Genomic DNA, 19754 nt, shown 5'->3' on the forward strand with positions numbered 1-19754 from the left:
GCCATCCAGACTGCGAAGAGAAGCGTGACCCGCGTGATCGATCAGGCCGACAAGGATCACAAACCAGCTTGACCCCTATGCCCGATTAGAGAAGCGGACATTGGCTGAACGCCTGGAGGCGGACAGTCGCTTGGAGCGAGATAGACCCTCACCGTAGGATCCTCTCCTCTGCCCGTGTCAGTCTGGCGAACCTCTTCCCGCCCCAACCTCTTAGACACGCCGCGCACTTGGGCTTGGGCGTCGCCGTTTCGGCAGTCCGCTCGGGTTGGACCAGAAGGTGAAGACCGCCAGCGATCCCAGCAGGGTCAGCGCCAACCCGGAGGCGGCGACCACAAGTCGATAGGCCAGCCCCCCGACCTTGGCGGCGTGGATCGGGTACTGGGCGTTAATGACCCGCAGCCCAAGAGGCAGCCCCATGGCGTCGCGTGTTCCGACAATCCGTCCATCGGCGGGATCGAACCAGACCTGGGTCCGGCCGTTGGGCAGCCATTCCGCCGTCCGCCGCATCCGCAGGCCAATCAGACCGCCCTGTTTGGTTGGCAGGGAGACGATGCGCGCCTCGGCGTCAGGGAAGCGGGCCTGGGCCGCCGTCATCATAGCCGGCCAGTCCAGATCGGCGGACAACACCCCCCCTTCATGTTCCGGCTGGGCCATGACCGCCTTCAGGTCGGCGCCCGGCGACAAGGCCTGGGCCAATCCGTCATACAGGGGCGATAGGGCCACGATCGCCCCGGTCGTCAGGACGACGGCCAGGACCGGCGCGCTCCACACGCCCATGTCGCGATGATGCTTGACGATCCCTGGGCGCTTCCACGCCCTCGGCATGACCGCAAAGACGAAGGTGCGCCGCGTGGGCCACCACAGGATCACCCCGGTGACGACAAAGCCCAGACCCGCCAGGCCCGCGATCCCGGCGATGGTTTTTCCCGTGTCGCCGATCAGCAGATAGTGGTGCAGGTCGAACAGCCACAGCTCCGGCCGCGCCCACAGGCTTTCCCAGCGCGCTACGACCGCGCCCGACTGGGCGGCGTAGGCGCCGCGCGTCTTGTCCTCATAGTTCAGTCGGAGGACGCCCAGACTATCAGAGGCCAGGATGACCGAACGCGGACGGTCCGGCGCCGCGAACGCCTGATCCAGCGCCGCGCCAATAGCACTTGGGTCCGAAACCCGCGCCTCTGCGGCGTGGGGTACGACCAGGCGCAGCCAGTCGTCCTTAAACACCAGGACCGTCCCGGTCAGCCCCAGGACGAACAGCAGCAGGCCGATCAGCCCCCCGGTCCAGCGATGCGCCAGTCGAACCAGACGCATCAGAAGCGACGGTCCCACCCGAGGGTGAAGGAACGGCCCCGACCGGCGAAGTAGCGCAGGTTGTCGGCCGGATTGCTGGTGTCGGAGCTATAGGTCACATAGTCCTCGTTGAAGAGGTTCTGCACCGCCAGCGACACCCCGCCGAAGGCGAAGTCATAGCGCAGGTAGGCGTCCGCCACGGTGTAGCCTTCGAAATTGTTGCGCACGTCGCCGCCCTCGAAATCACGCGCCAGATAGGCCTGGACCTGCAGGCGCGCCGACAGCGGGCCGTTGGCGTAGACGGCGGCGGCGTTGATGCGGTCCGGCGAGATGTTGGCGCCGTCCAGGTCCCGGTCCACCCGGCCGTCGTCGTTGGTGTCGGTCTGGCCGCGCAGGCGGGCGTAGCCGGTCGAAACCGTCAGCCCCTCGATCGGGGTGCGGGCGCGCAGGTTGAGCTCCAGCCCCTCGATCTCGACGGCCTGGCGCTGGACGTCATAGACGCCGTCGGCGTTGCGAACGAGGAACTGACCCAGGTCCGACGAGGACCAGAAGTAGGTCGCCCCGGCTTCGAACGGACCGCGCTTCACCTCCAGCCCGATCTCCTGATTGTCCGAGACGACCGGACTGATGTCGAGGAAGCCCTCGACCGTGACCCCGTCGACGTTGATGGAGCGCAGGATGCGACCCACGTCAGGCACGGTGTAGCCCTCGGCGTAGCTGACATAGGCGCGCACGCCATCCAGCGGTTCATAGACCACGCCGCCGTTGACCAGGGTGGCCTCGAACTTGGGCTTGCCTCCCGTGACCCGGCGCGAACCATAGGAGGCCAGGGTGGTGAAGTCGTCGATCGACAGTTCGACGTTTTCCTGGCGCACGCCGCCGGCCAGGCGCACCCGGCCGTCAAACAGCCGCATATTGGCCTGGACGAAGGGCGCCACGCTCTGGAACTCGGTCGGCGGCACCCAGGCGCGGTTGGTGGCGATCATCAACTGCTCGGTGCGGTCCTTCATGGTGTCCAGACCCAGGGTCGCGGTCAGCCCTGGCACGCCCGGCACGGCCCGTTCATAGCTGGCGCGCGCGCCCAGCTTGCGCGACCGGTTCGACGACTGGTCGAACAGGGTCCCGATGGGAGCGATACTCGCGTCCTGGAAGGTGGCCGAGCGGTCGCCGCCGAAGGTGTCGCGCGTGCGGTTGAAGAAAACCTGGGCGCTGAAGTCGCCGCCGGCCAGATCGCTGTCGGTCAGCGAGGCCGAGACGGTCTCGACCCGGTTTGCGGCAGGCTCGCCCTGGACTTGACCGCGCACGCTGCTGGTCGGACGGCCGATGAGGCGATTGCCCGCCACCGCCACATAGTCGCCGTCGCCCTTCAGTTCGAAACGGTTGGCGAGCAGGTCGAGGCGCACCGTATCGGTCAGGTTCCAGCCGAAGCGGCCGAAGAAGGACAGGGCCTTGGAATCCTGCACCTCGCCCTGGGTGTTGTCGACGCCGACGCGGCGGCCGTTGGCGTCATAGAAGGCGCCGCGTTGGTCGAAAGCCACGCCGAAAACACCGTCGAAGTCACCGTGGCGATAGGCGGCCAGACCGCCCAACTTGGCCCCGACGCCGTCGCCTTCCGGCCCGCCCGCGCTCGAGACCTGGGCCAGCATCCGGCCCGTGAGGCCGTCTTCGGTCGGGGCTCCGACCGTCACCTGATTGACCACCCCGCCCGTGGCCCCGATGCCCTGCAGGGCGTTGGAGCCGTAGATCAGCTCCACCCGGTCGATGAAGAAGGGATCGATCGTATAGCCGTCGCGCGAACCGTCACGGATCGGCGTCGACTGCGGGATGCCGTTGATGGCGAAGAGCGGCGACCGGCCGCGCAGGCTCTCGCCCGAGCCGGTCAGCTTCTGCCGCGTCGGCGAGAAGGACGGCGACAGGGTCGCAACGGCGTCGATCACCGAACCGCTGATAGCCACCTGCTCGGCCAAGGCCTTGCGGTCGATCACCTCGACCGTCATCGGCAGGGCGCTGGCCGGCAGAATGGTCCGGGCCGCAGTGACCACCACATCCTCGACGGAACTGGCCGCTTGCTCCTGCCGCGCCGTCTGGGCGGCGGCGGTCGAGGCGAAGGCGGTCCCGGCCAGCAGGACCGAGACGGCGACAAGGCCCGAGGATCGGCGCAGCGGCGGAAGGGACGAGAAGAGAGGCATGGGGGCTCCTGAAGAAGGCCCCGCCGCTTAAATGCAATTGCGAGCGACTTGCAATAAAATTCCCAACTGAATCTTCAGCGAATGACGACCGGCCTGCGCCAGGGGCAGACATTGGGTCATTGCCGCTAAGTGGACCTTCGCCGAGTGTGTTGCAGCGATCAGTTTCACAGGCATCGAACTGCAGGATACGGGTCCGCTTCAGCGATCGCCTTCGCGAGCACCTTGGATAGTGATAGAATGATATCATTATTTATAAAAATCGTCTATTATCGTTATGATGATATCACTTCTTACCCCTGTCCGCGCCCTTGAGAAGCTCGGTGGGAATATCCGTGAGCGCCGACTGGCGATGGGCTTCACCCAGGCTGGTCTTTCCGCGCGATCCGGCGTGCCTCTGGGGACGCTGCGTAAATTCGAGCGTACCGGGCTGGGCTCCACTGAAGCTCTGGTGAAGCTGCTCTCCATTGTCGGCGGCCTTGAGGCGACCATCGAGGCGGCCAAACCAGAAGCGTTGACGTTCGCCTCGATTGACGAGGTCTTGAAGGATGCCCCTCGCTCCAGGCGGAAGAACGGATGGCGCACATGAACCTTTCACCCGTAGCCGCAGTGGCTGTCGGCCTGGATTTCGGCGGAGGCGCAACCCGCGTCGGCCGATTGGCCGCGCGCGATCGCAGAATCTATTTCGAGTACGACGCCGATTTCATCGCGAACGCCGTCGAAATTTCACCGCTCAGCCTGCCCTTGCGACCGGGCCTGCAGACGACCGATACCGCCCTGTTTGAAGGCTTGCCGGGCGCCTTCAATGACAGCCTGCCCGACGGCTGGGGCCGTCTCCTGTTCGATCGCGCCTTGCGCGTCCAGGGCCTTCTCCCGGAACAGATCAGCCCGCTCGACCGGTTGGCTCACGTGGGCGCCCATGGCATGGGCGCCCTGACTTACGAGCCCGACCTCACGCCAGAGGAGGCGGCGGCCGCCCAGACGCTCGAACTCGACCGGATCGCCGACCAGGCCCAGGAGGTGCTCGAGGGGCAGGCGGATGAGGTTCTGGCCGACCTTATCGCCCTAGAGGGCCGAAGCCCCATCCAGCAGGACATCGACGCGCGTCACCGCCGCTGACGGCAGGGCCGAGGCGTCAGCGAAGGCCCCGCGCGATCCTGTTCCCGCCAGCCTTCGGCCATTCACCAGGGTCAGGGTCGAGCCGACACCCAGCCCCCGCAGGTTGATCCCCGTCGCCAGGGCCGAATTGCCGCCCGAACTGTCCACGAACCCCAGGGCCGCCGCCGGCGTGCCCGACCCGGCGTAGTTCTGCGGCAGGTCCGCAAGCACGTCCGCCACGGTCGCGCGACCCCGCCGATCCAGCGCGTCGCGATCCAGAACCACGACCGGCGACGACAGGGGGCCAGACCCACGCAACAGGCTGCCGGTGACGATCACCTCCTCGAGCCGGGTGACCTCGTCGGTCGCGGCGTCGGCCGCGCCAAGAAAGATGACCCCGGGTCGGGTCTCCTTCCAGACCAGATCCGTGCCGGCCAGCAGTCGATCAAGGGCGACCGAGGGCGCATAGGCGCCGCTCAATCCAGCCGTTCGCCGTCCCGCCACGAGGTCCCCGGAAAACAGGATCTGCTGGTCGGATTGCGCCGCGAACAGGTTCAGGGCGTCGCGTAGTGAGCCGGCGGGAATGTTGAAGGCGCGCGTTTCCTGGGCGCAGGCGGGCGGGCTGGCGGCGAACAGGCAGGCCGCAATCGCGCTGGCGGACACTAGACTCAGACGTTTCATCTTCAGGACTCCCCACAACGCCCCATGGCGTTTGGGAAGAGATGGCTGAGCCCCCGAAAGACCCTGGCGCTCGCCCTCAGCTCATTCGTTCCGCCCCGTCAGGACGATGGTTCCGCCCGGTCCGGCCGAGGCCTTGAGGTCGAACACCTCGGTCGCCGTCGAGACGAAGGCGTCGCGATCTCCCGTCCTGAACACCCCGTTCACCGACGCCCGACCGGTCACCCTCTCGTCCAGAACAATCTTCTCCGGCAGGTAGCGGTTCACCTCCGCCACCGCCGCGCGCAGCGGGGCGTCCCGGAAGACGATGCGGCCGTCGACCCATCCCGTTTCCACGTCCACGTCCGCCGCCCTGGTCGTCACGCCGGCCTTGGTCACCTTGGCCTGCTGGCCGGCGGTCATGCGCTTGGCCGCCCCCGCGCTATCGGCCACCTCTACGGCTCCCGAGACCAGGATCACCTTAACGCCCGCCCCGTCACGCCGCACGTCGAAGACCGTGCCCAGCGCCGTGACCCTGGCGTCGCCGGCCGCCACCACGAAGGGGCGGCTAGCGTCATGCGCCACCGTGAAGAAGGCCTGGCCTTCCTGCAGCTCGATGAACCGGCGATCGCCGTCGAACCTCACCCTCACCCGGGAGGCCGTGTCGAGACGGACCGACGAGCCGTCGGCGAGCCGGACTAGCCGTTCTTCGCCCACGCCTGTCGAAAAGACCGTTCGGGACTGCAGCCAGAAGCTGAAGCCCCCCGCGAGCGCCGCCGCCGCGCCGACGGCGGCCAGGCCCAGAAGGAGCCGCGGCGGCCGACGCCGCTGCGTGCGCCGCGAGAAGGCGGCGTTGAGCGCCTCGGTCACCTGAGGGTCGCCCGCCAGTCGTGCGGTTCCCGACCAGACGGTTTCCACCCGCGCATAGGCCGCAGCATTCGCGGGCGACTGACGCCAGGCGAAGAAATCTTCGATCGTGCGGGTGTCGACATTCCGGGCGCCCAGGCGTCCGTGCCACTCTGCCGCTTCGATATCGGCGGCGCTCATACGGGCCTTCGGGCCAGCCATGCGATGCCCCATCCTTAGCGTCGAACCTGGGCGGCGCAGCGCGCCAAAGCCCGCGTCATACGCCATTCGACCGTTTTTGGACTGATACCAAGCTGGTCGGCGATCTGACTGTTGGTCAGTCCGCCCACACGGGAGAGCAGAAAGACATCTCGGAGAGGTTGTGGCAAGTCGAGGACCATCTGCCGGAAGAAGACCGTCTCCAGCTGATCGGCGTCCTCATGCGACACGGTCGGCGTCACGGCAGCAAACCGTTCCGCCACGGCGCCGCGTCTCACCTGCCCCAGCGCCAGGTTGCTCGCCACCCGCAGCAGGAAGGCCTTCGGATGACGAATGGCGTCGAAGCTGTCGAGCGCCGCCATCCGCAGCCAGGTCTCCTGGGTGATGTCCTCGCCGCTCTGACTGGAGAACCGCCGACGGATCTGGGCCGACAGCCAGCGGTCGTAGCGGGCGTGCCAGTCCGACAGGGTCTCTCCCTTCGAGACGTGGGCCCGCGCCGTCCCGTCCAACAGGGCGACGTCGCGCTCCCCGCCCGCTCCTCCCGGCTTGGCCATGCCCGTTCCTCCAAACGGCGTCAGGGGCGGCGAACAGCGCACATGGAAATCCTGCGGCCCCAAGCGGGGGCGTTCGGCGCAGCCCAAGGGAAGCGCCGATTCGCAACAGCTCGCGCACGCCGAAAGGCGCACTGCAGCTATCGTCATTGAGAAACATCGCAGGGGATTCCACGCCCCTATCGACCGAGGTCGACGCCGGAATCGTGGCCGATTTGATTCCAGGGCGCAAGACCGTCCGCCCTCCTCCTCAAAAAGGAAGGGGGGACGGGCGTTGGAACCTTGCGAGAAGGCCCGGAGGTTTCAGAAACGGCCCCACCGGCCGCCGGCTCTCGCCAGCGCCCCCCGGTCATCGGGCCAGCGCCTATCGCTCCGGCGCCCGTGATCTCGAGCTACTGGGCGATATACTTCGAGGCAAGGGCAAGTTCACGCTCAGTGTTGAACTTGAGGTCGTCCTTCGGGGGCATCACACGGATTTCCTCACTGCCGACCGAACAGCGAATGACGATCGCACGCTCTCCCCACCACAGCACCTTACCCATGCAGGGCGCATCCTTGTCGGTTACGTACAACCCCTTGGCGAATCCGGCCCTGACGACCTGATTGAACAGAGCGCCTGCAGTCCCGAAAAACCAGATCGTCAGCGAAATCGCCACGAACACAGCCATCGCCCACATGCGGCACTTCGCCCAGAACGAGAGCGGAGGCGATTTCTTGGCCTGTTTGAGCAACAGGATCCCGGAACTGGAAAAGAGAAACGCTGCGAAATACCGCCACTGTGTACTGGGCGGGAAAACAAGCCAGGCGGCTGAAACCGTCAGGAGCAACCAAGAGAAACGATGAAGGATCAGCCCGACCGCGCCCTTGGTCGAGAACCAACTTCCAACGTGGGCGAGCATGAACGGAAGTACGATGATCGTGAAGACGAGGTACCCCATCCCAAATCCCGGAAACACGACGTCCTGCGGCGTCACGAGCTGGATTCCGGACAGCCCCCATTCGCCGAACACAGCGATCAGGAACATTGAGGTGCAGAAAATACCTCCGACGGTCAGTAGAGGCAGATTGGCGACCACCCAGTTCCAAACGCGTTTTGGCAAGTCCGCAACGCGTGCGGCTTCTTCTGATTCAGTCATCATCCCCTCGGCTTCCGGGGGCGGCCCTACCCTAGCGAACAGATTCGACCAATGGCCGAACCCCGTCCGCCACACGCACGATCAGAAATGGGGTGCGGGCGTGGAATCCTCCGATGAAGAGGCGCGCTTATTCGACGACGACCGCGTCCGATGCACGACAGGCGTACATCCCCCGGACCAGAGCCGTCCTCTATTCACGACAACCCGCTGTCCAAAGGATAGCGCTGACGGCCATAGAATCCCAGCAGGAGCCAAGCTTGCCGCCGAGCCCCGGCGCCAACCACGCCGCCCGTAAACGAGACTCAGGCCCCGCGACGCATCCAGGCCATGAACAGGCTCAACAGCAACCCGTTGCGCGCGGCGCGGACGCGGCGCGCATGACGCCCCTTGCCCACAAAGACTTCGAAGCCCGTCAGCCTGCTCGCCTGGCTCATGGTTTCAACCTTCTCGCGCGGTGATTCCGCCTGCGCAGTCTGAAGCGGGATGCGATTCCCTCAAAGGGTTCCAGCGCCTCGCCGGCACTCTCTGCTTTGGCTGTGGCAATAGAGCAGCTTAACAGCACCTTGCCGTCGCCCGCCCAATCGTCGAGACTCGCCACCATGAAGAAGCCTCTCAGGGAACTGCCGGCCGGCAAGCGGCGCGAACTGGACCATGCAGTGGCCATCCTGCGTGAGACCTTCGCCAGCACGGTGGCGACCCGCAAGGCGCCGCGCCTGCGCGACGGCAAGATCCTGAAGATCATCCTGTTCGGCAGCTATGCGCGCGGTGACTGGGTGCATGATCCCGTCGGCCGATACTTCTCGGACTTCGACCTCCTGGTCGTCGTCGATCATGAAGACCTGACCGATCTGGAGTTCTGGGAAGCCGCCAACGAGCGCCTCCTGGGCGAGATCGCCACGGACAGCCAGCTGCGCACCCCGGTGACCTTCATCGTCCACAGCCTGGACGACGTGAACCAGAAGCTGGAACTGGGCCGCTACTTCTTCACAGACATCCTCCGCGACGGCGCCGTCCTCTTCAGCGAGCCCGGCATTAGTTTCGTGAAACCGCAACCGCTCACGCCTGCTACAGCGCTAAGCGAAACCGAGGAATACTTCGAAGAGTGGATGAAAAGCGCTGACGAACTTCTTGAAACAGCGAACTTCACACGTGGCCGAGGCTTCACGAAGAAATCTGCCTTCTTGCTGCATCAAGCGTCCGAAGCCCTCTACATCGGGCTGATGCTGGTGCTCACCCTGCACTCCCCCAAGGCTCACAACCTCGTCCATTTGCGGAAGTTGACCGAGCCTCTCGTCCCCCGCCTCGCAGAGGTCTGGCCTCACGAAACCAAGTTCGAAAAGCGCTGCTTCGAACTGTTGCGCGCTGCCTATGTGAAGGCCCGCTATTCGAAGCACTACAAGATCACGGACGAAGAGCTGGCCTACCTCACCCAGCGCATCGCCCTCCTCCGCGACATCGTCCGCGAAGCCTGCGAAGAGCGGCTTGTTCAGCTTCGACGCAACGCGTCAGACTGAACCCTAATGGCCCCGCCACAGCGTATCCACTACATGAGGCGGAACATAGAATGTGAGAGGAACCGGACGACTCGGTACCGGGATCACCGGCTCCCTCGACCCAGGTCTTCACGTCCATGCCTATACGAGTGCCGAAGCGATATATCTTCGATGGCCGAACGGGTTGAGGCCAAACTCGAGGATGCGTTGACGGCCACCGCAAGGACGTAGAGAATCCACTTAATCTTTCGGGCGGCGTTAGCCGCCGTCCTAGGTTTTCCAATGTACGTACGTCGGCTGAGCATCACAAACATCCGCTCGATCGAAAACTTCGAGATGAAGTTCGCGTCTTCTGAACTGGCGGGATGGCACGTGGTGCTGGGCGCGAACGGTGCCGGCAAGTCCAGCGTCGTGCGCTCCTTGGCACTTGCCCTGGCTGGCCCGAAGGAAGCTGCGGCACTGCGCCAAAACTGGGGCACCTGGGCCAAGCACGGAACCGACGATGGTCGGATCAAGCTGCAGATCGAGTGCGGACCCAAGGACGTATTCACCAAGATCGGTCGACGGGCCAGCACCGTCGATGTGGAACTGGAACTGCGTCCGCTAGAGTCGTCGATCGGCGGCCCCAGGTTTGAGGTCGCCGTTGCTGCGGGCGGACAGAAGGGTGAGCGGTCGATGTGGGGGACCAACTCCGGCTGGTTCTCGGCGTCGTTCGGGCCGTTCCGTCGCTTCACGGGCGGTGACCAGACGTTCGATCGACTCTTCTACTCCAACCCTCGCCTGGCATCCCACCTTTCGGCCTTCGGCGAGGACGTGGCTTTGACGGAGGGCTTGCGCTGGCTGCGCGACCTGCGAGTCAAGCAGTTGGAAGATGAGCAGGAAGAGGGAAAGTTGCTCAATGTCCTGATTGATTTCCTAAACAAGTCCGGTCTTCTGCCCCATGGAGCCAAGATCCACGAGGTCCGCGCCGAGGAGATCTTCGTCCTCGACGGCGGCGGTGCGCGCGTTATCGTAGAGCAGTTGAGCGATGGTTATCGCTCGGTCCTATCGATGATTTTTGAAATCCTCCGCCAGATGACCCGGGCCTATGGCGTCAACGAGATGATCGCCGCGCTTGATGTTGATGGCAGCGCCGTGCGCCTTCCCGGCGTGGTGGCGATCGACGAAGTCGATGCCCACCTTCATCCATCATGGCAGAAAGACATCGGGCCGTGGTTCACGCGTTGCTTCCCCGAATTGCAGTTCATCGTCACCACCCACAGTCCGATCATCTGCCGCAATGCTACTTCTGTCTGGCGTTTGGGCAATCCGGGGACTGAGGAGGCCGCTGGTCGTATCGAGGGCACGGCGCTCAACCGCCTAATCCATGGGTCGATCCTCGACGCCTACGGGACCGAGTTCTTCGGTCGCGACGTCACGCGTTCCGAAGACTCCCAGGAGATGCTTCAGGAACTAGCAGGCCTGAACCGCAAAGCCCTTCGTTCCCAGCTAACGGGCGAGGAGAAGAGCCGGCTTCAGGAGCTCAGGCAAACCTTACCAACCAGCGCTGCTGACACGGCCGCAGCCTGACATGCTGAAAATCGCCGAGCGGCCGCTGGGACAAGCGGCCATCCAAGTTCTGTCGGAACTGCATACCGGGGTCGTAGCAGCGGGCGATCACGCCGCTCAGGTCGAAGCCGCAAAGGCCGCCTGGAAGATTAAGACTTCGACAAAGGCCAAAGAGACGGCGTTCAAGGCCGTGCGCGAAAACTTGGCCAAGATGTCAGTTGGATCGGTCCGCTGCGCCTATTGCGAGGACTCATTGGCCGATGAGATCGAGCACATCCTCCCCAAATCTCTGTTTCCAGAATACGCCTTCCTATGGGTCAACTACCTGTTTGCCTGCGGCCCCTGCAACGGCCCGAAGAGCAACAGCTACGGCACCGTACAGGGCGACAGCGTGGTGGAGTTCATTCGCAAGAAGGACGACCCGATCATTGCGCCCGCCGCCGGGGTTCACGCCCTGATCGACCCACGGACCGAAGATCCACTGGATTTTTTGGACCTCGATGTCGGCGGGACGACACCGGACGGTGTGAAGATCAACGGCACCTTCGAGTTTTTACCCGCCTACGGGCTCGGCGCTCCGCAGATGGCGCGGGCCGCCTACACAATCAGAGTGCTTGGCCTGAACCGAGAAGTCATGCGGGTCGCGCGCCAAAACGCCTTCGGCGGTTTCCGCGCCCGTTTGCGCGAGTATGTCGAGCAGAAGGCTGCGGCTGCCGAGGCCGCTCAATTGTCGCGCCTACAGAGCGATCTGCTAGCCTCGCCGCATCTGACTGTCTTCGCCGAAATACGTCGGCAGCGGGCGGTACTTCCGGAGATCAGCATTCTGATTAATGACGCTCCCGAAGTGTTAGCTTGGAGCTTGGTGCCCGCCGGCGTCGCGGCCACCTAGCTAAACGCCGGTTTTATCATTTTCGATCACAGGGTTATCATCGGAAATAAAACCGCCGACGGGCGCTCAGAATGTCGTGCTCTCAGTAGCGCTCCTATTTCCTCTTGTGGCGCAAAGCTGACACCGCCCCCCTGCCCGCCTTCCGCCTGAGCCTGACAGCCGCCTCCTCCGCCCAGAGCGCCCGAAACCGCAACACCAGCGACGCCCCGATCCAGGAAGCCAAGCGTGACCGCTCGTGAAGCCGTCGCGCCCGGCCTTCCAGCCGATCCGCCCAGAGCCGCTCCTTCTCAGGCGTCATCAAGCTTCACTCCCCTGGCGACGATCTGAAGCGCGCCGTCGGGCAGCGGACGCTGCAAGGTTTTCGCCTCCTCCCACGGCGACAGCATCCACTGCTCAAGCTCCCAGTCTTCGGTCAGGATGACCGGCATGGCCTTGGGGTGGACAGCCTCGACCTCGGCGTTGGGCCTGCAGGTCAGGAAGGCGAACGTGTCGATCGTCTCGACGCCGGTCCTGATCTTGCGCACCCCGGTCCAGTCCCGGCGCCATATCCCGGCGAAGAAGGACAGCGGGCGATCCTCGCCCCGCGCGAACCAGATGTCGCCGCCTGCCTCGCGATTGAACTCGCTGAAGCTGGTGAAGGGCACCAGACAGCGGCTGGCCGGCGTCAGATGCGGAGCCCAGTGCGAGCTGGAAAGGTTGCGGACGTTGGTCACGCCCTTGTCCGGCTCCATCTTCAGCAGTTGGGCGAAATCCACGCTGCCGCCACGGGCGCGAAGCTTGTTCGCGCGGGCGCTCGTCGCTTCGAATATGACCTGCGCCGGCGACGGCATGCCCCAGCGCGCCATGACCAGTTCGCGCACCCCGTCTTCGCCCGTGCAGATTATGGGCGCCGGATAGTCCGGAAATATCCCCGGCAGGGGCGCCAGGTTGCCGGTCAGGTCGCGCATGGCCCTGGCTGCTGCGCGGATCGCCGCCTGCCCCTTCGTCTCCGAGTAGAGATTGCACATCGGTCGAGCCTCTCACGCAGAACACGGCTTGTGGAGTCGTCGGCTAGCGCGGCCACTTTGAATGTTCGGGCCGCTTAACGAAGGGGTCCGGCAAGGCCCGCCGGCCCGCCGAGTCCGTCCCGCTCCATATCTCGGGATTGCCCGTCCAGTCGATCGCCGCCGTTCGGACGGCGTCAAAGGCGTTCACCACCGAGTTGTGCTCAGGCGTGGCGGGCCGCAGCTGGATCATCAGGCCTTCGAGAATGTCCCGGGCCTCCTTCAGGCGCGCCAGATCCCGGGCGTTCGGTCGGGCGCGACGCGGCGTCCTCATGCCAGGGCTCCTGTCTCAAGTATGCGAGGCGCCTGCTCCAGCAGCGTCCAGAACAGACCGGTCTGCTGACCGGGCGGCGTCCCCATGAAGATCATCCGTCCGCTGCATCCCATGCGACGGCACCGGCACGACTTGCCAAACAGGACCAGGTCCGGCCCGTTGAGGCGGACCACCAGGTCCAGATCGATGCGCAGATCCAGCTGACAGGCCTGACAACGGGCCATGACCACCCAGCCCCTCTGCCGCATCTCTGACACCGACACCGGCGTGGCCAGATGATAGGACAGCGGCCGGTTCTCATGTTTGCGAAACCCCATGGCCTAGTGCCGTCCGGCGGCCCCGGTCGCGGCGGTCAGCCGTTCGAACAGGGCCCTGCCCTTGGCCGCCGCATCGGGCGAAATCCGCGCCAGTTCGGCCGCGATCCTGGACTGCATGTTCAGCAGCACCGGATCGGCGCGCGCCGCCTCGCCGTATTGCCAGAGCGCCATCAGGCTCCCGAGCATACGGTCCTCGCCTGTCGGTTCAGACATCGACGGCGCCGACCGTCCTTCATTCGTTTGCATGGTGCAGCTCCTGCTCAGCCGACCGACCCTTCCCCGCTCTAGGACAGCGCCCTCATGCTCACAACTGATAAGTTCCTATTTTGTTCTCACACTGTGGAGAAAGACGACAAGGCCATCCACCGGCAGGCGCGCCGCGCCTAGGATGACGGATCCAAGGCGTCATCTACTGGGGACGGCAAGACGATAGCGATCGAGCGGGCCGTTGAAACCACCGTCAGGTCCTTGGCGTGGGCCGTGGCGCATTTCATACTGGCCGGACGTCGGAACGCGGCCCTCTGCGCCCGGATCGGGTCTGGAGCTGCGGCATGTCGATCAGAACACAAGGGGTTGCCCATATCAGGCACGCGGAGACCGACGAAGTCTTCGCGATCGAGGCCGATGAACTCGACTGGAACCAGGTCGGAGGCGAAGAGCGGGGTATGGGTGATCAGATCACCTACAGCGCGGAGATCGCTCATCCCGATCTCGGCGATCTTGCCTGGTGGGCTTACGAATACCCGGTCGGCATGCTGGACCATACGGACAAGACGATCGGCCCCCACAAGATGCTGCAGAACTTCAAGTTCGAGCTGGTGGACAGTGAGTTCGCCGATCAGGAAGCCCGCATCCAGTCGATGGTCAGCTGGTTTCACGCCCGGTTCGAGGATCCCTCGCAATCAACGCCGTACAATGGTCGCGAGGGCGGCTTCCTCTACATTCACGGCGGTCCGTATGACGCGCGCGACGAGCTAGAGAAGCGCTTTCCCGACGAAGACGAAACCCTCATCGATCTCGCCATCCAAGAGATCGAATCCGATGGATTGACGGAATGGGCGCCGGTCAGAGGCCAGGACGACGACCGCGAGACGCCGCTCGAAGCAGCCGGCGTCCTGCCCGGCAGCCTACGCGCCGCCGAAGCCTTCCGAAAAATTATGGACCAGGTTCCGGACGATGTTCCCGGCCCAATTTTCGCCTCCGCCGCGGACGGGCGCATCGACCTGACCGGCTGGAGCGGCGAAGCCTTCCCCGAAGGAGAGCTTCTGTCGGCGCTGCGTGAACACACGGCCGATATCATCAGCGACCTGGCGGGCACCAATGCCCATCAGGACTTGCTGCATGCGCTTCGAAAGTACCAGCTGGCGCTGGAGGAAGGCCCCGTCTCCACGCCGCTGCTCTACACACGGGGTGTCTTCCTCGACAATACCGCCAATCAGGTCGGCAAGGAGCTCGTTGAGGGAGACCGTCCTCCCCTGCCCGGCCCCGTCCCCAGCCGTCTCCATACGCTGCGCGAACTGCACGGTGCGCTCATCGTGTCGTCAGAAGAGGGGGCGGCGCTGGTCGAGGCCGCTGCGCGCTATCGCCGTACGACTGACGAACAGGTTGCGCTCACCCGGGCTGTGGTCGCCATAGCCGAGGCCATCCGCGCGACCCCGGAGGTTTTTGGCCCCGGCGCCTTAGCCGTCGCCGAGGAAGCAGCAGCGAACGTCGGTCGCGGCGCACACCCGGATCGGTCAAACCAGGCGGCGAAAACCATCATGGAACGACTGCTGGCCCGCACAGGCTGGGTCGCGGGCTTCGCCATCACTGCCGTCTCCATGACCATCGTGGGCGACGGCGTCGCAGCGAGCATGATCGGTCAGCAGGCACAGGGTTTGGTCACCGCGGTCTGCGACGGAGCCTTTGAGTTTCTGATCGCCCACCTGGATACGATAAGGACGTTCGCCGCCGTTGGTGGGGCGGACACGGTTTGGCTGCGACACCTCAACGCCTGGCTCGCACTACATCGTTATCGTTGACAGCCTTGCGGCGACCCAGATCGGGATGACCGCCAGCCTGGTCGACTACAATGACCACACCGTCGCTGAGAGTGCTGCCACAAGTCGCGTCACCGCTGGAACGATCCTGAGGTCAACGTCGATCGTTGCAGCAGGAAGGAGGGCGCAACCAGCATTACCGCCGTTTGATCGGCCGTCCGGCTTGACTCAAAAAGCCTGCAACAGACCGAATGTCAGAAATCATCGGTATTTTGCTTGACAATGTCAGGGCGCAAGATCAGTCTCCTGACATGGAGGCAAATAATGAGTGATGGTCCTCATCGTAGCCTGCCTCTGAGGCGAGCTTGGAAGAAAGTCTGCGAGATCGCAGACGGTCGTGCTCACGCCTTGGAGGAAGTGGTCGAGAAAATTCCGGCCGCTTTGGCGGCGGATGCTAAAGGAGAGATCGGCGAGGGGCTGCTCAAAAGCCTTCGCCGGATCCTGATGCCCGAACAGCCACAACTGATCGACGACGCGCCTCAGCAGGTCGCGGCGCTGCGTTCGCAAGCCGCTTCGGTCATGGAAATCGATCTGGTTGAAGCCGTCGGCGATGCGCTGCGTGACGGCAAGAAACAATCAGAGGCCTTCCAGGCCGGCGCCGAGGCCGTCCTCGAAGAGCGGGGACAGGCGGCGACCCGTTCGGTCGTGGAGCACTACTTGCGTAAATCGCCACAAGCGAGAGCCGCCCATGTTGAGCAGCGCGTGAGCGAAGCCCTCAAGAAGGCGGGCGACCGTGTGCGAGATGTCGCGACCGGACTGGTGACCGGCGCCATGAACCGCGCGCTTCCAAAAGCCGTGGACCGATCCGGGCTGGATGATGGACCTGCGTTCGCATGACGGGGACCACCTCCTATCGCGCCTCTGAAACGGCGCTTTTGGTCGATGCGATCGAAGTCGGGGTGCCGTTCCGTGCAGGCGCAACGCCTGCCGTGCTGGGCGAAAGCCTTCGCCTCGATACTCGCGGGCTCACCTCGTTCTTTTTCGCACGCTTCGATCGTCGCCTCTTCGACCTGTTAGTCGTCGCAGCTGCGGTTGAGTTTTGCGATCGGATACAACGGCGTCCGGGCTGGGGTTGGTCGCGTTCTTTTGACGTCCGCGTCTCGGTTCACGATCCCAAACTCTGGGCGGCGCCGGAAATCACGGCGCTTCTGGAGGAGACTCTGTCGTTTCTCACCGGTGACGTCTGGCGGTTCCGTTTCGAGGCGCGGCGGGAGGCCGAGCCGGATCCCGTAAGCGCTCAACTGCCGTTGCCTCCTTATCGGGCATTGATCATGCCCTACAGCGAGGGCCTGGATTCACTCGCAGTCCACGCGCTGACGGCCCATGCGACCAACAGTGAGTTGGTGCGGGTCCGCTTGGGCTCTGGCGGGGTAGATCGGCAAGCGTTGGATAAGGACCGCAAGCCCTTCGCTCGCGTGCCGTACAAGATTTCCGTACCGAACAGCCCGGAGTCATCGGCCCGATCGCGGGGCTTCAAGTTCGCGGTCGTGACCGCCATCGCGGCGGCGATGTCCGATGTCCAACGGATCATCGTCACGGAAAGCGGTCAGGGCGCCTTGGGGCCCGTGTTGGTCCGATCCGGTCACGCCTATCCCGATTACCGGGTCCATCCCGCGTTCAGCCGCAAAATGGAGCGTCTTTTTCTGGCGCTGACGGGACACGAGATTCGCTACGACTACCCCCGCCTCTGGCACACCAAGGGTGAAACTCTCGCCGCTGCGAAAGCCCTGTCAACGCCGCCCGACTTCGTTACGCGGACGCGGAGCTGCTGGCAGAGTTCGCAGCAAGCGTCCGTGGAGGGCGCACGTCGCCAATGCGGAATCTGCGCGGCCTGCATGCTGCGCCGCTTAAGCATGTTCACGGCGGAGATCGACGAACCCGCCGACAGGTATGTGTGGGAAAATCTCACCGTTGCCGACTTCGACGCTGGCGCCGCCAGCGCATTCCAAGGACATACGCACGCTTTGAGAGAGTATGGGATAGCGGGCGTGCTGCACATGGATCATCTGGCTTCACTGGCTTCACCATCGGCGCAGACGCTCGCTTTCCGTCGCGTCGTTCGGCTGACTGCCGATGCGCTTGGCGATGATGAAGGCGCGGTTCGTGTACAGACCCAGGAGCTGCTGACTCGCCATGCGGAAGAATGGCGACGGTTCGTGGCCGCCCAAGGTGATCAATCCTTCGTTGCGCGCTATGCCGCCAGCGTGGCCGCATGATGGACTCGACTCCAACCATTGACCTGATTGCTTTAGGCGAACGTCTTCGACTTGCGCGGGACGCGGCGAAGATCACTCAAGCCCAAGCGGCCGAAGGGATCGGGGCGGTCAGGACGACCTTGGTAGCAATCGAACAGGGCGGTCGTCGGCCGCGCCTGGAGGAACTGCAGACGCTCGCGGGACTGTACGGAACGACGGTCAACGCTCTCCTCCGGCGAGAATCCGCAAAAGTCGACTTGCGCCCCCGGTTCCGCCGGACCCAGGACGGTGGCTCGGCGGTCGAGGCCGCTTCGGCTCTACTTACGGATCTGGTCAAGGCCGAGGTCGAACTCGAAGATCTCCTCGGAGTGGTTCGAAGCCGATCCGAACCCTCTGAACGCCCTATCCTGCCCGGCAATGTCCTAGCGCAGGCTGAGGAGGATGCCTTTGAACTACGCCAGTGGCTCGGCATTGGAGACGCGCCGGTACACGATGTGGTCTCGATCCTGGAGCTACAACTCGGCGTGCGCATTTTCGTGCGCCGGCTCGATGCCAAAATATCCGGACTCTACGCCTACGATGACAGCGCAGGTCCCTGCATATTGCTGAACGCGGCTCACCCGAGAGAACGGAGGGCCCAGACTGCCGCTCACGAACTCGGCCACTACATTGCCACCCGTCGGGCGCCGGATAGCCTATACGAAGGCTCGCCCGAGCAATCGCGCGAGGAACGCTACGCCAATGCCTTCGCCCGCGCATTTCTGACGCCCTCACGAACCGTCAAGTCGATGTTCCGAGACACCACGGCAGGTGCATCGAACCTTACCCGCCGTCATGTGATCGTGCTCGCTCATGCCTTTGGCGTGTCGAGAGAGGCGCTGGTGCGACGTCTGGAGGAATTGGAACTCGTGGCGAACGGGACTTGGGACTGGTTTGACCGCACCGGCGGCATCACGAACGAGCAGGCGCGACAGGTGCTGGGCGAGAACCCTACGTTTGATCCGCGCGGCGAAGACGCGGAGCGGTCGGTGTCACTGCGGCTCCAGCTGCTGGCGGCGGAGGCTTGGAAGCGCGACCTGCTCTCAGAAGGCCAGGTCGCCAGCCTGCTCAAGATTGATCGCGTTCATGCGCGGGAACTAATCGACTCCTATCAGTCGGATGAGGAGGCAGCCGATGGACTTCCCCGAATCCGGCGCTGAGGTATCTTGGCAAGTCGCGGATGCGAGCGTGTGGATTAACCTCGCCGCGACGGGTCGGTGCGCTGAAATTCTCGCCGCGCTGGGCGCGCCGGTCGCGATCGTCGACGTGGCGTTGCGCGAACTTCAGCGCGGAAGCTCCAACGGCCACGACGTGTTGGCGCACATTGAGCCACTCATTCAGTCTGGCCAGATCGGTGTTGCGACCATGACCCCAGACGACGAGGATTTGTTCCTCAGCCTCGTCGCAGGAGCCACGGCTGAAACCCTCGATGACGGCGAAGCAGCGACCTTGGCAGTGGCGGTTCGCCTGAAGGGAATCGCTCTCATCGATGAGCGAAAGGCGACAGCTATCGCCAAGCAACGGTTCCCAGCTCTTGATCTCCGATCCACCACGGAAGTGCTCTTCGCCACCTTGCCTGACGAAGAGACGCGCATCGGCCCTTTAGCGGACGCGTTATTCTTGGCGTTGCGAGACGCGCGGATGCGGGTGCCAACCCATTGGCAAGCCAGGGTAGTTGAAGTCTTGGGTCCTGAGCGTGCGCGCGTTTGCAACAGCCTGCCGGCACACCTTCGAACGATCCCGATTGACGCGGCAGACATTCAATTTTTCTAGTGCTGAACCTTCCGAGTCAGATCGCACAGAAATTTTGGGGTCGGCAAACTCCGCTCGGCCTTTGGTGGCTACGGTGCCTGTTACGCCCGAGATCGGACGAAGCGTTCGCAGGACATGTTGTAGCGTCACGACCCGGAACCGAACTTCGCTGGAGTCCGGCTTGA

General features: G+C 64.1%; 22 protein-coding genes. 11 read left to right on the top strand and 11 right to left on the bottom strand.

Features of this window, described 5'->3' with window-relative positions:
- Nucleotides 1–210 precede the first annotated feature (210 nt).
- On the bottom strand, nt 211–1308 hold the full coding sequence (locus tag HNP51_RS12025) for a PepSY domain-containing protein (protein ID WP_178827166.1): 1098 nt from the start codon (nt 1306–1308) through the stop codon (nt 211–213).
- Nucleotides 1308–3476: a TonB-dependent receptor gene (locus HNP51_RS12030; RefSeq protein ID WP_184270663.1), complete on the bottom strand. Its 2169-nt coding sequence runs from the start codon at nt 3474–3476 to the stop codon at nt 1308–1310. The genes HNP51_RS12025 and HNP51_RS12030 overlap by 1 nt, the downstream gene beginning before the upstream one ends.
- Nucleotides 3477–3825: 349 nt before the next feature.
- Between HNP51_RS12030 and HNP51_RS12035 the strand changes: the two genes are divergently transcribed.
- Both HNP51_RS12035 and HNP51_RS12040 read left to right on the top strand, forming a co-directional pair.
- A complete protein-coding gene (locus HNP51_RS12035) occupies nt 3826–4062 on the top strand; it encodes a transcriptional regulator (RefSeq protein ID WP_258526377.1) in 237 nt (78 codons plus the stop codon).
- Nucleotides 4059–4592: a HipA N-terminal domain-containing protein gene (locus tag HNP51_RS12040; protein ID WP_260398477.1), complete on the top strand. Its 534-nt coding sequence runs from the start codon at nt 4059–4061 to the stop codon at nt 4590–4592. Before HNP51_RS12035 ends, HNP51_RS12040 begins: the two co-directional genes overlap by 4 nt.
- On the opposite strand, the gene HNP51_RS12045 is transcribed toward HNP51_RS12040, so the two are convergent.
- The 5 genes from HNP51_RS12045 to HNP51_RS18615 all read right to left on the bottom strand — a co-directional run bounded on the left by HNP51_RS12045 (nt 4539) and on the right by HNP51_RS18615 (nt 8414).
- Nucleotides 4539–5252: a TonB-dependent receptor gene (locus HNP51_RS12045; protein ID WP_184270666.1), complete on the bottom strand. Its 714-nt coding sequence runs from the start codon at nt 5250–5252 to the stop codon at nt 4539–4541. The two genes, HNP51_RS12040 and HNP51_RS12045, sit on opposite strands and share 54 nt — an antisense overlap.
- An 81-nt stretch (nt 5253–5333) precedes the next feature.
- On the bottom strand, nt 5334–6296 hold the full coding sequence (locus HNP51_RS12050) for a FecR domain-containing protein (RefSeq protein ID WP_184270669.1): 963 nt from the start codon (nt 6294–6296) through the stop codon (nt 5334–5336).
- A gap of 14 nt (nt 6297–6310) precedes the next feature.
- A complete protein-coding gene (locus HNP51_RS12055; RefSeq protein WP_184270672.1) occupies nt 6311–6847 on the bottom strand; it encodes an RNA polymerase sigma factor in 537 nt (178 codons plus the stop codon).
- A 389-nt stretch (nt 6848–7236) separates the two neighbouring features.
- Nucleotides 7237–7983, bottom strand: coding sequence for a hypothetical protein (locus HNP51_RS12060; protein ID WP_184270675.1), 747 nt, complete (start codon nt 7981–7983; stop codon nt 7237–7239).
- A gap of 299 nt (nt 7984–8282) precedes the next feature.
- Complete coding sequence (locus HNP51_RS18615) at nt 8283–8414, bottom strand: hypothetical protein (RefSeq protein ID WP_260398478.1); 132 nt, start codon at nt 8412–8414, stop codon at nt 8283–8285.
- A 165-nt stretch (nt 8415–8579) separates the two neighbouring features.
- Here HNP51_RS18615 and HNP51_RS12065 point away from each other — a divergent pair, with 165 nt between their 5' ends.
- The 4 genes from HNP51_RS12065 to HNP51_RS18620 all read left to right on the top strand — a co-directional run bounded on the left by HNP51_RS12065 (nt 8580) and on the right by HNP51_RS18620 (nt 12149).
- A complete protein-coding gene (locus HNP51_RS12065; RefSeq protein WP_184270677.1) occupies nt 8580–9494 on the top strand; it encodes a HEPN domain-containing protein in 915 nt (304 codons plus the stop codon).
- Nucleotides 9495–9755: 261 nt separating this feature from the next.
- Nucleotides 9756–11042, top strand: coding sequence for an ATP-binding protein (locus tag HNP51_RS12070; protein WP_184270681.1), 1287 nt, complete (start codon nt 9756–9758; stop codon nt 11040–11042).
- 1 nt (nt 11043) lies between these two features.
- A complete protein-coding gene (locus HNP51_RS12075) occupies nt 11044–11910 on the top strand; it encodes an aminoglycoside phosphotransferase (RefSeq protein WP_184270684.1) in 867 nt (288 codons plus the stop codon).
- A 104-nt stretch (nt 11911–12014) separates the two neighbouring features.
- Nucleotides 12015–12149 (top strand): hypothetical protein, encoded by a 135-nt coding sequence (locus tag HNP51_RS18620; protein ID WP_260398479.1) that lies wholly within the window; start codon nt 12015–12017, stop codon nt 12147–12149.
- Between the two features lie 48 nt (nt 12150–12197).
- On the opposite strand, the gene HNP51_RS12080 is transcribed toward HNP51_RS18620, so the two are convergent.
- Genes HNP51_RS12080 through HNP51_RS12095 form a run of 4 tightly spaced genes read right to left on the bottom strand, consistent with a single transcriptional unit; the run spans nt 12198 to nt 13790 of the window.
- Nucleotides 12198–12917, bottom strand: a complete 720-nt coding sequence (locus HNP51_RS12080) for an SOS response-associated peptidase family protein (RefSeq protein ID WP_184270687.1) — start codon at nt 12915–12917, stop codon at nt 12198–12200.
- Between the two features lie 43 nt (nt 12918–12960).
- Nucleotides 12961–13227, bottom strand: coding sequence for a hypothetical protein (locus tag HNP51_RS12085; RefSeq protein ID WP_184270690.1), 267 nt, complete (start codon nt 13225–13227; stop codon nt 12961–12963).
- A complete protein-coding gene (locus tag HNP51_RS12090; RefSeq protein WP_184270693.1) occupies nt 13224–13544 on the bottom strand; it encodes a hypothetical protein in 321 nt (106 codons plus the stop codon). The genes HNP51_RS12085 and HNP51_RS12090 overlap by 4 nt, the downstream gene beginning before the upstream one ends.
- Nucleotides 13545–13547: 3 nt before the next feature.
- A complete protein-coding gene (locus HNP51_RS12095) occupies nt 13548–13790 on the bottom strand; it encodes a hypothetical protein (protein WP_184270696.1) in 243 nt (80 codons plus the stop codon).
- A gap of 305 nt (nt 13791–14095) precedes the next feature.
- Between HNP51_RS12095 and HNP51_RS12100 the strand changes: the two genes are divergently transcribed.
- From HNP51_RS12100 to HNP51_RS12120, 5 genes are all read left to right on the top strand, one after another.
- Complete coding sequence (locus tag HNP51_RS12100; protein ID WP_184270699.1) at nt 14096–15565, top strand: hypothetical protein; 1470 nt, start codon at nt 14096–14098, stop codon at nt 15563–15565.
- A 375-nt stretch (nt 15566–15940) separates the two neighbouring features.
- Nucleotides 15941–16420 (top strand): hypothetical protein, encoded by a 480-nt coding sequence (locus HNP51_RS12105; RefSeq protein ID WP_184270702.1) that lies wholly within the window; start codon nt 15941–15943, stop codon nt 16418–16420.
- Entirely contained in the window at nt 16417–17799 is a 1383-nt protein-coding gene (locus HNP51_RS12110) for a 7-cyano-7-deazaguanine synthase (RefSeq protein ID WP_184270705.1), read from the top strand. The genes HNP51_RS12105 and HNP51_RS12110 overlap by 4 nt, the downstream gene beginning before the upstream one ends.
- Entirely contained in the window at nt 17796–18977 is a 1182-nt protein-coding gene (locus tag HNP51_RS12115; protein ID WP_184270708.1) for an XRE family transcriptional regulator, read from the top strand. Before HNP51_RS12110 ends, HNP51_RS12115 begins: the two co-directional genes overlap by 4 nt.
- A complete protein-coding gene (locus HNP51_RS12120; RefSeq protein ID WP_184270711.1) occupies nt 18952–19590 on the top strand; it encodes a hypothetical protein in 639 nt (212 codons plus the stop codon). Before HNP51_RS12115 ends, HNP51_RS12120 begins: the two co-directional genes overlap by 26 nt.
- The last annotated feature ends 164 nt before the right edge of the window (nt 19591–19754 follow it).

The organism is Brevundimonas bullata (assembly GCF_014207965.1).
Lineage (GTDB): Bacteria > Pseudomonadota > Alphaproteobacteria > Caulobacterales > Caulobacteraceae > Brevundimonas > Brevundimonas bullata_A.